This window comes from Acidovorax sp. LjRoot74, from assembly GCF_964254355.1.
Taxonomy (GTDB): Bacteria; Pseudomonadota; Gammaproteobacteria; order Burkholderiales; family Burkholderiaceae_C; genus Acidovorax.
In genome coordinates this window covers 2,507,834-2,521,968 of record NZ_CAXUTI020000001.1, presented here as the reverse complement: position 1 = coordinate 2,521,968, position 14,135 = coordinate 2,507,834, and the positions used below count along the sequence as shown (strand labels likewise).

General features: G+C 62.2%; 11 protein-coding genes. 5 read left to right on the top strand and 6 right to left on the bottom strand.

The genetic code is table 11. The annotated features are described in order from the left end of the window. Positions 1-135: 135 nt before the first annotated feature. The 5 genes from ACSQ3O_RS11825 to ACSQ3O_RS11805 form a co-directional block, all read right to left on the bottom strand. Positions 136-840, bottom strand: coding sequence for a hypothetical protein (locus ACSQ3O_RS11825; protein WP_436138988.1), 705 nt, complete (start codon positions 838-840; stop codon positions 136-138). Beyond that, positions 837-1,934: a cell division protein ZapE gene (gene zapE / locus ACSQ3O_RS11820; RefSeq protein ID WP_436138987.1), complete on the bottom strand. Its 1,098-nt coding sequence runs from the start codon at positions 1,932-1,934 to the stop codon at positions 837-839. The genes ACSQ3O_RS11825 and zapE overlap by 4 nt, the downstream gene beginning before the upstream one ends. An 84-nt stretch (positions 1,935-2,018) precedes the next feature. Then, the gene (gene lpdA, locus ACSQ3O_RS11815; protein WP_436138986.1) at positions 2,019-3,446 is read right to left on the bottom strand and encodes a dihydrolipoyl dehydrogenase; all 1,428 of its coding nucleotides are present in this window, start codon (positions 3,444-3,446) and stop codon (positions 2,019-2,021) included. Positions 3,447-3,536: 90 nt separating this feature from the next. Further along, positions 3,537-4,811 carry a 2-oxoglutarate dehydrogenase complex dihydrolipoyllysine-residue succinyltransferase gene (gene odhB, locus ACSQ3O_RS11810; protein WP_436138985.1) on the bottom strand — a complete coding sequence of 425 codons (1,275 nt, stop codon included), beginning with the start codon at positions 4,809-4,811 and terminating at the stop codon, positions 3,537-3,539. Between the two features lie 52 nt (positions 4,812-4,863). Next, positions 4,864-7,743, bottom strand: coding sequence for a 2-oxoglutarate dehydrogenase E1 component (locus ACSQ3O_RS11805; protein WP_298456906.1), 2,880 nt, complete (start codon positions 7,741-7,743; stop codon positions 4,864-4,866). Between the two features lie 239 nt (positions 7,744-7,982). On the opposite strand from ACSQ3O_RS11805, the gene ACSQ3O_RS11800 reads away from it, so the two are divergent. The 5 genes from ACSQ3O_RS11800 (at position 7,983) to ACSQ3O_RS11780 (ending at position 13,307) form a co-directional block, all read left to right on the top strand. Continuing rightward, complete coding sequence (locus ACSQ3O_RS11800) at positions 7,983-9,050, top strand: AI-2E family transporter (protein ID WP_436141113.1); 1,068 nt, start codon at positions 7,983-7,985, stop codon at positions 9,048-9,050. Between the two features lie 319 nt (positions 9,051-9,369). Then, complete coding sequence (locus ACSQ3O_RS11795) at positions 9,370-9,648, top strand: hypothetical protein (RefSeq protein ID WP_436138984.1); 279 nt, start codon at positions 9,370-9,372, stop codon at positions 9,646-9,648. A 92-nt stretch (positions 9,649-9,740) separates the two neighbouring features. Further along, on the top strand, positions 9,741-11,387 hold the full coding sequence (gene istA, locus ACSQ3O_RS11790) for an IS21 family transposase (RefSeq protein ID WP_374258795.1): 1,647 nt from the start codon (positions 9,741-9,743) through the stop codon (positions 11,385-11,387). Positions 11,388-11,392: 5 nt separating this feature from the next. Then, positions 11,393-12,157, top strand: coding sequence for an IS21-like element helper ATPase IstB (gene istB, locus ACSQ3O_RS11785; protein ID WP_374258801.1), 765 nt, complete (start codon positions 11,393-11,395; stop codon positions 12,155-12,157). Positions 12,158-12,248: 91 nt separating this feature from the next. Then, positions 12,249-13,307: a tyrosine-type recombinase/integrase gene (locus tag ACSQ3O_RS11780; RefSeq protein WP_436138983.1), complete on the top strand. Its 1,059-nt coding sequence runs from the start codon at positions 12,249-12,251 to the stop codon at positions 13,305-13,307. A gap of 60 nt (positions 13,308-13,367) precedes the next feature. Here the strand turns inward: ACSQ3O_RS11780 and ACSQ3O_RS11775 are convergent, their stop codons facing one another. Next, the gene (locus ACSQ3O_RS11775) at positions 13,368-14,108 is read right to left on the bottom strand and encodes a DUF4113 domain-containing protein (RefSeq protein ID WP_326938734.1); all 741 of its coding nucleotides are present in this window, start codon (positions 14,106-14,108) and stop codon (positions 13,368-13,370) included. Between the last annotated feature and the right edge of the window lie 27 nt (positions 14,109-14,135).

The window sequence follows — 14,135 nt, the reverse complement described above, 5'->3', positions numbered from 1 at the left end:
CTCTAAAGACCACTACGCACTGTTGTGAGGGCTGCACAGGCCACCGGGCAGCCAAGTTACCTACGGGGGCAATAGCCACCTCCATCAATCGACGGGCCAGCGGGCCGCCACTGGCCCCGCATCCTTGCCAGGCGCTCAACGCGCCGGGCTGGATGCAGCCCGCGTCGGTGCTGGCAGCGGTGCGGCAGGTGGGTGCCCCTTTGCTGCGGCATCGGCCTGGGATTTCTCGACCCGCGCACGGCGCTCGTCCGCCGCCTTCAAGGTTTCCGCATGGCGGACACGTGCCTGGCTTGCGCGGTCTGCCTGAACGGCTGCTCGAGCAGCCTGCTCGCTGTCATGCTGCTGGGCCCGGTTGCGTTGCAACTGCGCGCGTTGCTCTGCATCGTGCTCCCGCTGTGCCTTGGTATTTGCGGGGTCTGCCGGGGTCTTGCGGACCGTGGCGTCCGTGCCCTGCCCTCTGGATGCCGGGGGCGGCACAGCCTTCTGCTTTTCCTCGATGGAACGCAGGCGCTCGGCTGCTTTCTCCCTGCGCTCGGCGTCATTCAACTCCACCTCTTGGGCGCGGAGCCGGTCGCCCGCTTCGCGTGCTTTGGTGCGAACGCCACGCAGGCAATCTTCCACCGCAAACTGTTTGTAGCAGGCGGCTTCATCTCTCTGGCGCGCGGTGGCCAGCGCCTCGCGTTCGTGGCGGATGCGGTCGTGCTCCACCCTGCGGTGCGCAACCTCAGCGGTCAGTGTGCTGTCCGGCGTTCCATCGGTGGCCTGGGCCCAGGCAGGAGCCGCTGGCAGCACCAACAAGGCGGTAAGCGCCGCTGCAAAACATCCACGCTGCATCATCATGTGAGCCCCGTATCCACCATGCGGCGCTCCAGGTCCAGGAACTCCTTGGATTGCATTTCGTTGAGGCGCGACACCGTGCGCGGAAACTCGTGCGCCAGCGGCCCCTCGGTGTAGAGCTGCTCGGGCGGCACGGCGGCCGACAGGATGAGCTTGACGCGCCGGTCGTACAGCACATCCACCAGCCAGGTAAAACGCCGCGCGGGCGATGCCATGCTCACGGGCATGTAGGGCACGTCCGAAAGCAACACGGTGTGGAACTGCGTGGCAATCTCCAGGTAGTCGTTCTGCGAACGCGGACCGCCGCAGAGCGTCTTGAAGTCGAACCACACCACGCCACCCGCCTTGCGCCGCGCGCGGATCTCGCGCTGCTCGATGTGCAGCACCGGGTCTTCATCGTGCACTTCGGCCAACTGGTCGAACGCCTGCCCCATCTCGGCATCGGCCTCGGGGCCCAGGGGCGTGTGGTACAGCTTCACATGCTCCAGTGTGCGGCGGCGGTAGTCAGTGCCGTTGTCCACGTTCACCACTTCCAGCTTCTCGTTGAGCAGTGCAATGGCGGGCAGGATGCGGTCGCGGTGCAGGCCGCCGGGGTACAGATCGTCCGGCTTGAAATTGGAGGTGGTGACAAAACCCACGCCGTTATCGAACAGCGCTACCAGCAAACGGTGCAGGATCATCGCGTCGGTGATGTCTGCCACGTGGAACTCATCGAAGCAGATGAGCTTGTAGCGCTTGGAGATGCGCTCACCCAGCACATCCAGCGGGTTCTGTGTGCCCTGCAGAGCCACCAGCTCGCGGTGCACCTCGCGCATGAACTCGTGGAAGTGCAGACGCACCTTGCGCTTCAGGGGCACGGCATCAAAAAAGCATTCCATCAGGAAGCTCTTGCCCCGCCCCACCCCGCCGTACATGTACACGCCGCGCGGAATGTCGGGCCGGTTGATCAGCTTCTTGAGCGCGTTGGAGCGCCGCGCCTTGTAGGCGGCCCACTCATCGGCGCAGCGCTGCAGCGCATCCACAGCCCGCAGTTGGGCCGGGTCGCTTTGGTAGCCTTTAGCGGCCAGCTCGGCCAGGTAAGCCTGTTTGACTGTCACGGGATGGACGCCCTTCCGATACTATGAATTTGATAGCTACCCGCGCTTGACCAGCAGGCGCAGGAGCCGTTTTTTATTCAGATATCAGAAGTTGAGGGTGCGCTTGTCCACGGCCAGGGCCGCTTCCTTGGTGGCTTCAGAGAGCGATGGATGTGCGTGGCAGATGCGTGCGATGTCTTCGCTGCTGGCCTTGAACTCCATGGCAACCACGGCTTCAGAGATCAGCTCGCTGGCCTGCGGGCCCACGATGTGCACGCCCAGGATCTCATCGGTCTCGGCATCGGCCAGCATCTTGACCATGCCGGTGGTGTCGCCCAGTGCGCGTGCGCGGCCGTTGGCCAGGAACGGGAAGCTGCCCGCCTTGTACTTGACGCCGTCGGCCTTGAGCTGCTGCTCGGTGCGGCCCACCCATGCGATCTCGGGGCTGGTGTAGATGACCCAGGGGATGGTGTTGAAGTTGACGTGGCCATGCTGACCGGCGATGCGCTCGGCCACGGCAACGCCTTCTTCTTCGGCCTTGTGCGCCAGCATCGGGCCACGCACCACGTCGCCCACCGCCCAGACGCCGGGCAGGTTGGTCTTGCAGTCGCCGTCCACCACGATGGCACCGCGCTCGTCCAGGGCGAGGCCCACGGCTTCGGTGTTCAGGCCGATGGTATTGGGCACGCGGCCGATGGAGACGATGAGCTTGTCCACATCCAGTGTCTGGGCTTCGCCCTTGGCACTGGTGTAGGCGATGGAGACGCCCTTCTTGCCGGTCTTGATCTCGCCGACCTTCACGCCCAGCTCGATCTTCAGGCCCTGCTTGTCAAACGCCTTCTTGGCTTCCTTCGCGATCTGCTCGTCCACCGCACCCAGGAAGGTCGGCAGGCCTTCGAGGATGGTGACTTCAGCGCCCAGGCGGCGCCACACCGAGCCCATTTCCAGGCCGATCACACCCGAGCCGATCAGGCCGAGCTTCTTGGGCACCGCGCCGACGCGCAGCGCGCCGTCATTGGACAGCACCAGTTCTTCATCAAACGGAGTGCCGGGCAACGCACGGGCGTTGGAGCCGGTGGCGATGATGATCTGCTTGCCAGTCAGCGTTTCTTCGGCGGCGCCCGCCACCTTGATCTCGTAGCCACCTTCGACGGCCTTGGCAAACGAGCCACGGCCATGGAAGAAGCTGACCTTGTTCTTCTTGAACAGGTACAGGATGCCGTCGTTGTTCTGCTTCACGACGGTGTCCTTGCGGGCAATCATCTTGGCCACGTCCATCTTGACGCCGGTGGCCGTGATGCCGTGCTCGGCAAAGTGCTTGTTGGCATGCTCGAAATGCTCGGACGACTGCAGCAGCGCCTTGGAAGGGATGCAGCCCACGTTGGTGCAGGTGCCGCCGGGCGCGGGGCCGCCCTTGTCGTTCTTCCATTCGTCGATACAGGCGACGTTGAAGCCTAGCTGGGCGGCGCGGATTGCTGCGATGTAGCCGCCAGGGCCGCCACCGATGACGATCACATCAAATTGTTTGCTCATGGGAAATCTCGTTCAGTCAGTTGGAGAAAGACCCACCGGCGGGCAGGACCAGAGGCCGGGCCACGCGGGTGGGTCAATGCGATCAGGGGATCAGATGTCGAACAGCAGGCGCGATGGGTCTTCCAGCGCGTCCTTCATCGCCACCAGGCCCAGCACGGCTTCGCGGCCGTCGATGATGCGGTGGTCATAAGACATGGCCAGGTAGTTCATCGGGCGGATCACGATCTGGCCGTTCTCAACCACGGCGCGGTCTTTGGTGGCGTGCACGCCCAGGATGGCCGACTGGGGCGGGTTGATGATGGGCGTGGACATCATCGAGCCGAAGGTGCCGCCGTTGGAAATCGAGAACGTGCCGCCGGTCATTTCTTCAATGCCCAGCTTGCCTTCAGCGGCCTTCTTGCCGAACTCGGCGATCTTCTTCTCGATATCGGCAAAGCTCATCTGGTCTGCGTTGCGCAGGATGGGCACCACCAGGCCACGGGGCGAGCCCACGGCGATACCGATGTCGAAGTAGCCGTGGTAGACGATGTCATTGCCATCGACCGAGGCGTTCAGCACGGGGTACTTCTTCAAGGCGTGCACGGCAGCTTTCACGAAGAAGCTCATAAAGCCGATCTTCACGCCATGTTCTTTGGTGAAGGTGTCCTGGAACTTCTTGCGCATGTCCATCACTGGCGCCATGTTCACTTCGTTGAACGTGGTCAGGATGGCGTTGGTCGATTGAGATTGCAGCAGACGCTCGGCCACGCGGGCGCGCAGACGGCTCATGGGCACGCGCTGCTCAGGACGATCGCCCAGGTCTTCCTTGGCGGCCGGGGCCGACACCTGAGGCAGTGCCTTGGTGGGCACGCCCGTGGGGATGGCGCTTGGAGCAGCCACAGCAGCCTTGGCTGCACCGCCAGCGACGGCGCTGAGCACATCGCCCTTGGTCACGCGGCCATCCTTGCCGCTGCCGGCCACGGCAGATGCGGACAGGTTGTTCTCAGCCAGCAGCTTGGCAGCAGCGGGCATCGCCACGTCGCCCTTGGAGCCACCAACAGCCGCTGGTGCGGGGGCAGGAGCCGACGCCGTGGCAGCAGCGGGTGCTGCAGCAGCGGCGGCAGGAGCGGCCGCACCGGCCTTGCCTTCGGTATCGATTTTGGCAATCAGTTGGTCGGCCACCACCGTGGCGCCGTCGCCCTGGATGATTTCTGCCAGCACGCCGGCCGACGGTGCGGGCACTTCGAGCACGACCTTGTCGGTTTCGATCTCGATCAGGATTTCGTCCACGGCCACGGCTTCACCGGCCTTCTTCTTCCAGGTCAGCATGGTGGCTTCGGCCACGGATTCGGACAGCTGGGGGACTTTGACTTCTACGATAGCCATTTTGAATTCTTTCAGTAGGGTTCTGTTCTGTGTTCGGTAGGGGGTGCTGGCCTTACTTGGTCAGGACAAAACCCTTGAGCTTGGCAAACGCGCCATCGACCAGCGCCTTTTGCTGTTCCTGGTGCAGATGCGAGTAACCCACGGCAGGCGATGCCGAAGCGGCACGGCCGGAGTAGCCCAGCTTCTGGCCGTCCAGCATGTTCTCGTGGATGTTGTGCTGGATGAAGAACCAGGCGCCCTGGTTCTGTGGCTCGTCCTGGCACCACACCACGTCGGTGGCGTTGGGGTACTTCTTGAGTTCTGCAGCAAACGCCTTGTGGGGGAAGGGGTAGAGCTGCTCCACGCGGATGATGGCCACGTCGTCGTCTTCACGCTCGGTGCGCTTCTTCACGAGGTCGTAGTACACCTTGCCCGAACAAGCGATCACGCGCTTGACCTTGGCGGCCTTCTTCACGATGGCGTCGTTTTGCTCAGGGATCACCGTCTGGAAAGCACCCTTCGTGAACTCGGACAGCGGCGATGTCGCATCCTTGTTACGCAGCAGCGACTTGGGCGTCATGATGATCAGCGGCTTGCGCAGATCGCGCACCATCTGGCGGCGCAGCACGTGGAAGATCTGGCTGGCCGTGGTGGGCTGCACCACTTGCATGTTGGCATCGGCCGACAGCTGCATGAAACGCTCCAGGCGTGCCGAGCTGTGCTCGGGGCCCTGGCCTTCGTAGCCGTGAGGCAGCATCAGCGTGATGCCGTTGACACGGCCCCACTTCACTTCACCCGAGGCGATGAACTGGTCGATCACGACCTGCGCACCATTGGCAAAGTCGCCGAACTGGGCTTCCCAGATCACCAGGGTGTTGGGATCGTTCGATGCGTAGCCGTACTCAAAGCCCAGCACGGCTTCTTCGGACAGGATGGAGTCGATGACAACGAACGGCGCTTGGTTCTCGGCCACGTTCTGCAGGGGCGTGTAGGTGCCGATGTCCCACTTTTCGCGCTTCTGGTCATGGATGACCGAATGACGGTGCGTGAATGTGCCACGGCCGCAGTCTTCGCCCGACAGGCGCACGGGGTAGCCGCTGGCCACCAGCGAAGCAAACGCCATGTGCTCGCCCATGCCCCAATCCACGGGAATCTCGCCACGACCCATCGCAGCGCGGTCGTCGTACACCTTCTTGACCAGCTGGTGCGGCGTCACGCTTTCGGGGATCGTGGTGATCTTCTCGGCCAGGCGCTTCCATTCGGCCAAGGGGATGGCCGTATCGCCAGCGTCCGTCCATTTCTTGCCCAGGAAGGGGCTCCAGTCCACGGCATACTTGCTCTTGAAGTTGGTCAGCACCGGATCGACCGTGTGCTTGCCCGCGTCCATGGCAGCGCGGTAGGCCTTGACCATGTCGTCGCCCAGCGACTCGCCCAGGCCTTGTGCGGCCAGCTTGTCGGCATACAGCTTGCGCGTGCCAGGATGCTGGCCGATCTTCTTGTACATCAGCGGCTGCGTCAGGGCAGGCGTGTCCTGCTCGTTGTGGCCCAGCTTGCGGAAGCAGATGATGTCCACAACCACGTCCTTCTGGAATTCCATGCGGAACTCCAAGGCGAGCTGGGTGGCCAACACCACGGCTTCAGGATCGTCGCCGTTGACGTGCAGCACGGGCGACTCGACCATCTTCACGATGTCGGTGCAATACAGCGTGGAGCGTGCGTCGCGCGGATCGGAGGTCGTGAAGCCGATCTGGTTGTTGATGATGATGTGCACCGTGCCGCCTGTGGAATAGCCACGGGTCTGGGCCAGCGCCAGGGTTTCCTGGTTCACGCCCTGGCCGGCAAAGGCCGCGTCGCCGTGCACCAGCACGGGCAGCACTTGCTTGCCCTGGGGGTCGGCACGGCGGTCCATGCGGGCGCGCACCGAGCCTTCGACCACGGGGTTCACAATTTCCAGGTGGGAGGGGTTGAACGCCAGCGACAGGTGGACCGGGCCGCCGGGGGTGGTCACATCCGAGCTAAAGCCCTGGTGGTACTTCACGTCGCCCGATGGCAGGTCTTCAGGGGCCGTGTGGTCGAATTCGGCAAACAGGTCCGCAGGCATCTTGCCCAGGGAGTTCACCAGCACGTTCAGGCGGCCGCGGTGGGCCATGCCGATCACGATTTCCTGCACGCCCTTGGCGCCCGCAGACTGGATCAGCTCGTCCATCGCGGCGATGAAGCTTTCGCCCCCTTCAAGGGAGAAACGCTTCTGGCCAACGTACTTGGTGTGCAAGAAACGCTCAAGACCCTCGGCAGCCGTCAGGCGGTCGAGAATCTGCTTTTTCTTTTCCACACCAAAGCTGGGCTTGCTGCGGATTTTTTCGAGTTTTTCCTGCCACCAGCGCTTCTGGTTCTGGTCGGTGGCATACATGTACTCGGCACCGATGGAGCCGCAATATGTTTCGCGCAGGGCATTGATCAGCTCGCGCAACGGCATCGATTCCTTGCCAAAGAACGTGTTGCTGGTGTTGAACACCACTTCCTGGTCAGAGTCGCTAAAACCGTAGAAAGACGGTTCGAGTTCGGGGATCGCGGGGCGCTCGGTGCGCTTGAGCGGATCCAGGTCGGCCCAGCGTTGGCCCACATTGCGGTAAGCGGCGATCAGCTGCTGAACTGCGGTGCGCTTGCGGCCCAGCTCAGAGTCCGCGCCAGTGGCAACAACAACCTTGGTGCCGCCCTGCTTCGCGCGCTCTGCAAAGGCATTGATGACTGGCAGGTGGGGGACGTCCTTGGCATTGCTGCCGTCCACTGCGGGCACATGCTGAAGGGCATCAAAGTACTCGCGCCAGTTGTCTGGCACGCTACCTGGATTGGCAAGGTAGTTTTCGTACATCTCTTCGACATAGGGCGCATTGCCGCCGAAGAGGTAGGTGTTGCCTTGGTAGGCTTGATAGACGGATGTCGTATCGCTCATATTCCGCTGACCTCCGCTTTCCTTGGGAAAGCATTAGCTGGTTGAGAAACCTTCCGCGACACGGCTGAACCGATTGGCGGATGCGACTGTGGCTGGGGAAGGGCCTTGGTACGGGCGGTATTGTGCCACCGAACGGGCAATCGCCCAACCAAGGGGACATGCGCATCTCCGCCGGCATGGGCAAGTTGACGCTTTCGGGCCTCGCGTACATTCCGGGTACCCCATTGCTTCAAAGCGACATGACGACACCCAACCACCTCCAAGACAAAGCCTTCCTGCTGTTGCTGATTGCCGTGACCATCGCCTTCGGGGCCATCCTCTGGCAGTTTCACGGCGCCGTCTTTTGGGGCGTCATACTGGCCATCCTGTTTGCCCCACTGCACCGCAAGCTGCTCAAGCGCATGCCCAAGCGCCCTACCCTGGCGGCTTTGTGCACACTGGGGCTTTGCCTGGTGATCGTGATCCTGCCGATGACAGCCATCACCGTTTCGCTGGTCCAGGAAGCCAGCGTCATCTACGAGCGGGTACGCTCAGGCCAGCTCAATTTCGGACTGTATCTACAGCAAGTGATTGCAGCCCTGCCTGCATGGGCCGCCAATCTGCTGGACCGGTTGAATCTCACCAGCATCGGGGAGTTGCAGCAAAAGCTCTCCTCCGTCGCCGTCCAGGCCAGCCAATTCGTGGCAACACAAGCACTGAGCATTGGCCAGAACACCCTGGAATTCCTCGTTGGCTTCGGCATCATGCTGTATCTCCTGTTTTTCCTGCTGCGTGATGGCGCGAGCCTGGCGCAGCGAATTGGCCAGGCCACGCCACTGGACGACGCCCACAAACGGCAACTGGTCAGCAAATTCACTACCGTGATCCGTGCCACGGTGAAGGGCAACATTGTGGTGGCCGCCTCCCAAGGCGCGCTGGGCGGCCTGATCTTCTGGGCACTGGGCATTCAGGGCCCCGTCCTCTGGGGCGTGCTGATGGCTTTCCTATCGCTGTTGCCCGCCGTGGGTGCAGGCCTGATCTGGGTGCCGGTTGCCATCTACTTCCTGGCAACCGGCGCTGTGTGGCAAGGTGCCGTGCTGACCGCATTCGGCATCGGCGTGATTGGCTTGGTGGACAACATCCTGCGCCCCATCCTGGTCGGCAAGGACACCAAGATGCCCGACTACATCGTTCTCATCTCCACCCTGGGAGGCATGGGACTTTTCGGCCTGACAGGTTTTGTGATCGGCCCCGTTATCGCCGCGCTGTTCATGGCCAGTTGGGACCTTTTTGCCCCGAGCCACACCGACTCCATGAGCAGCCCGTAACGCAAAACGCCGCCACCTTCGGCGGCGCTTGCAATCAGCCCAGCCGAAAAAACAAAGGCCTCCACAGGGAGGCCTTTGAAATTGCACACGCTTACAGCGTGCAATGAATTGGTGGTAGGACGTACTGGATTCGAACCAGTGACCAACGGATTAAAAGTCCCTAAAAGCTAGACAACAATGGACATTGCTGGACTGTCACCAGCACCATAAACCTTTGTTTTTAATAGATTTATTGTCCAAATCAGTCCGTTAGTGGGTGATACCATTCACGCTCAAACTGTCACCAGACTGTCACCAGGGTGGCAAACGGACTTAGATCATGGCTACGAAAACCAGCGGACAAAGTATCAACGAACTGTCGCCAGGGCAGTTCCTGAAAATGGGCAAAGTGATCCCGTCAGGATCGTTGGAGGTACGAAAACTAGCATCTGGTGCCGTCACCTTCTACTGGCGCGTCACGATCAACGGCAAGACTGCTCGCGAAGTGATCGGCATATACGACCCGAGCGCACCGCCCAAAAGCCTGAAGCCGACCCCCGGCGGCCACCCAAACTGCCCCACTTATGGCCACCCAAACTGCTCCACCTGGCCGGGGTGAGTTGACCCATTGATTTCGGTGAGTCAGGCGCCTCAGCTCTGACGTGCAGGACGTAACTTCCACCCCCTTGATCACAAGGGGGGATTCACGAGGTGAACGTCTTGAAGCCACATCTACAAACCACGATCTGGACGCTCCTGCGCGCGGGTAACACCCAGCGCGAGATTGAGCGCCGCACCGGCATCTCCCGCCACACCATCCGCGCCTGGGCTAAGCGCTTTGAGGCCCAGGGCGATCCGCCGCCCCCGTCGCCTGACGATTCAAACTGCCCCGGGGTGGCCACCGACCTGGTTGTGCCCCTGGCCAGCCAAACTGCTCCACCCCGGCCACCGGCTTTACTGCTGGCGCCTGCGCCGGCGGCCACCTCGCTGTGTGAGCCCCACCGCGCCTTCATCGAAGCTCAGTTGCGCTTGGGCCGCAATGCCACGGCCATCTACCAGGACCTGGTCGATGCCCACGGCTTTGCTGCACGCTACAACTCCGTCAAACGCTTCGTGGCGCGCATCCGGGTGCGTGAGCCTGAGCAGTTCGACCGCCTGAGCTTCCTGCCCGGCGAGGAGATGCAGGTGGACTTCGGCGAAGGCGCGCCCACCCGCGTGCCCGGCACCGACCGCTGGCGCAAGCCACGCCTGTTCGTGGCCACGCTTCGGTATTCGCGCCGCAGTTTCCGCCGCGTGGTCTGGAATTCTGGCCAACAGGTCTGGGCCGAACTGCACGAACAAGCCTGGCGCTACTTTGGCGGCTCGTGCCGATACGTGGTCCTGGACAACCTCAAGGAAGGCGTGCTCAAGCCCGACCTGTACGAGCCCGAGCTCAACCCCGTGTACGCCGCCACCCTGGCACACTACGAGGTCGTGGCCGACCCGGCGCGGGTACGTGACCCCAACCGCAAGGGCAGTGTCGAGAATGCCATTGGTCACACTCAGGCCACGGCACTCAAGGGCAAGCGCTTCGAGACCATTGAAGAACAGAACACCTACCTGGAGCACTGGGAGACCAAGTGGGCGGCCTCTCGCATCCACGGCTCAGAGCGCCGCCAGGTACAGGCCATGTTCGAAGAAGAGCGGCCCCACCTGCAGCCCTTGCCCACGCTGCCCATGGCGTACTTCCGTGACGAGCAGCGCACCGTGTGCGACGACGGCTGCGTGCGCGTGGCCCATTGCAGCTACGCCGCGCGGCCGGCGCACATTGGCACCAAGGTGCTGGTGCGCATCTTCGAGCGCCGCCTGGAGATTCGCGACCTACAGACCCAGGCCCTGCTGCGCACGCACACCTTGGCCGAGCGGCCAGGCACCGTGGTGCTGCCCATGGACGAGCGCGTCTTCAACCCCTCCCGCGAGACCCTCCACATCCTCAAGCAGGCCGATGCCATCGGCGTGGACGCCGCCCGGCTGTGCCAGATGCTGTTTGCCATCGAAGGCCGTGTGGGCCAGCGCAAGCTGTGGGGCATCGTGCACCTGGCCGACCGCTATCCACGCCAGATGGTCAACACCGCCTGTGCCCAGGCCATCGACGACGGTGTGCACAGCTACCGCCACGTCAAGGCCATCACCGAACGCCTGGTGGCGCAGGCTCTGGCCCAACTCGATGCCGCCCCGACAGCGACGCAGGCCGCACCCGCGAGCACCACGCAAACGCACGACCTCATCCGCAACCCACAGGAGTACGGCGAACTCTTCGCCATGGCCACAGCGGCCACGACACCCGCCATCACACCTCAAGGAGATTTCTTCGCATGACCGCCATGACCCCCCACGACATCGAGGCCACCCTGCGCAAGCTGCGCCTGTCAGGCATGGCTGAGACCCTGCAGACGCGCCTGATGCAGGCCCAGGCCGCTCAGGAGCCCTTTCTGGATACGCTCTCAGCCTTGCTGCAAGACGAACTCGACCGACGCCACAGCAGGCTGATGGCACGTCGCTTCAAGCTCTCCGGCCTGGATGAGAAGCCCTCCCTGGCCGACTTCGACTGGCGCTTCAACCCAAAGCTGCCGCGCGCAGCCTGCTTCGAGTTGCACACCTTGAAGTTCCTCAGCGAAGGCGCCAACGCCCTGATCGTAGGCAAGCCCGGCACCGGCAAGAGCCACATCGCCAAGGCCGTGGCCTACCAAGCCACCTTGCTCGGTCATGACGTGTCCTACATCGAAGCTGACAGCGAGTTCGCTCGCTATGCGCTGGCCGACGCCGACGAGCGCGCCAGTCTGCTCAAGGGCTGGGTGGCGGCCGACTTGCTGGTGCTCGATGACCTGTTCCTGGCAAGGCGCATCAGCGAGCATGCCGCCGAGTTGCTGCAGGCCCTGGTCCACCAGCGTTACAAGCTGCGCCGCTCCATCGTCATCACCTCCAACCGCGTCGTGCAGGACTGGGGTCGCTACCTGGGCGACGCGACCATGGCCACCACCATCCTCGATCGCCTCATGCACCGCTGCGCCATGCTGGAGTTCGAGGGCAAGAGCTACAGGCTCAAAGAGGCTGCTGCACGCCTGATCATCACCTCAGACCCCGCATAATCACCCCGTCCTGCCTGGAGCAGTTTGACTGGCCAACAGTGGAGCAGTTTGGGGTGGCCATCGGGGGCCGACAGGCAAGGGGTTTTCTGTCTTGGCCGCAATGCGTGCTGCGGAGGCCCTTGCAGAGCAGCACCATGCCAATCTAGCCAACGGTGGATTCGCTGGCGTGAAGGCGGCGGAGCAGGAGGCGAAGGACAAGGCCGAAACAGCAAAGCTGGAAGCTGCAAAGTTCACATTGCAGGCGCTGTTGACTGACTACTGCGACCACCTGAAAGCCCTGGAACGCGATTCGCACAGTGACGCCCGAAGCATCTTCAAGCTGCATGTGCTGGAGGCATGGCCCAAGATCGCTGCCCTGCCTGCCAATGAAGTGACTGGAGAACAGATAGCAGACATGATGCGCCAGGTAATTGAGCAGGGAAAAGCTCGCACAAGTAACAAGCTGCGCAGCTATATCAGGGCTGCATACCAGACCGCGAAGGCTGCACGCTCCAAACCCAGCATTCCGGTGAAGTTCAAAAGCTACAACGTCACCCACAACCCTGCGGCAGACACAGAACCCGACGAAAGCGCCAACAAGGCTGACAAGCACCCCCTGACAACTGAGGAGCTTCGTTCCTACTGGCAAGCCATCAAGCTCCTGCCAGGATTTCGGGGTGCGGTCCTGAGGCTACATCTCCTAACTGGTGGGCAACGCATCGCGCAACTGGTGAAACTGCGTACGGAAAACGTAACGGCTGAAAGCATCGTGCTCTTCGATGGCAAGGGTAGACCTGGCAAGCCTCCCCGCCCACATACGGTGCCGCTGATTCCTCAAGCAGCGACTGCGCTGCAGGAGTGCGAGCCACAAGGCACCTATGCCTTGAGCACCGACAACGGCGTTACTCACCTTGCCGCGACCACACTGAGCGCGTGGGCAGTCGATGCCACCACGCTGGCCGACTTCCAAGCAAAGCGTATTCGTTCAGGTGTGGAGACCATTCTTGCCCGCGCTCGTATCAGCTCAGATGATCGTGGCCGCTTGCAGTCGCACGGTATCAGCGGGGTACAGAACCGTCACTATGACGGGCATGACTATATGGAAGAGAAGCGGCAAGCGCTTGAAACCTTGTTCCTCCTACTGGATGCACCTGAGGGTAGTTCCGCATGAAGGAGTATCCGCTGTTCTGCCTTCTGGCGGAATTGATTCGTCCGGACCGAAGCAGGTCAGTCAGCCTTTAACGACAGCCAACTCCTGCCAGTGGGTGGTGTAGCGCGGCGTGCGCCTCTCCTGCTTCATCTTCCAGCTGGATTGTACGGCTCCTAGTTGGAGCAAGCGGCCATGTTCGATACCACCACTTGCCAGTTTGACAGTTCCTCGGCCATAGCGGGTGTTCAGGTTGTCGATAGCACTCATCACTCGACTGCGGTCTTTGGTGTCTCGGCCCGTTGCGGATGAAGGCTCACCCCAGGCCAGTTCACCCTGCACAAATCCTTCCGGCATGAGGTCCAACAGCAATACTCCGGCTTTTGCGTAGTTGAAGCCTGGGCGATAGATGGCCTTGAGGGTTTCCAATGGGGCGTTGACCGGCACACCGGTGTTCAGCGTGGGACGCACCAGAGCCAAGGCCATGGAAAGGGAGTATTGATCGTCCTGACGCCTGAACGGGCTGGTTCTCACGAAGGTGAGAATCTGGCTGGCCTGCTGCTTTTGGCGCCGGAGCTTTTCAGCAGCACGCGACGCGAACTCTGTAATCGCCTGCGCCAGTTCTGCCTGTTCAGTCACAGGGTGACCGAAGCTGCGGGTGCAGGCGATCTGCTGTATAGGCAAGGGGGCGTTTTCCAAGTCTATGCAGAGTATGCCTTGCAGCTCTCGCACGGTGCGTTCCAGAACTACTGACCAACGTCTGGCAACCACCACTGGGTCGAGTTGCACCAGATCTTGAACGGTGGCGATGTCGATGTCTTTCAACTGTCTGCCGATTTGTGGCCTCACCCC

Coding starts and splice junctions, on each gene's coding strand:
- istB (WP_374258801.1), top strand. CDS start 11,393: ATGACCCCCCACGACATCGAGGCCACCCTGCGCAAGCTGCGCCTGTCA.
- lpdA (WP_436138986.1), bottom strand. CDS start 3,446: ATGAGCAAACAATTTGATGTGATCGTCATCGGTGGCGGCCCTGGCGGC.
- ACSQ3O_RS11825 (WP_436138988.1), bottom strand. CDS start 840: ATGATGATGCAGCGTGGATGTTTTGCAGCGGCGCTTACCGCCTTGTTG.
- ACSQ3O_RS11805 (WP_298456906.1), bottom strand. CDS start 7,743: ATGAGCGATACGACATCCGTCTATCAAGCCTACCAAGGCAACACCTAC.
- ACSQ3O_RS11795 (WP_436138984.1), top strand. CDS start 9,370: ATGGCTACGAAAACCAGCGGACAAAGTATCAACGAACTGTCGCCAGGG.
- ACSQ3O_RS11800 (WP_436141113.1), top strand. CDS start 7,983: ATGACGACACCCAACCACCTCCAAGACAAAGCCTTCCTGCTGTTGCTG.
- odhB (WP_436138985.1), bottom strand. CDS start 4,811: ATGGCTATCGTAGAAGTCAAAGTCCCCCAGCTGTCCGAATCCGTGGCC.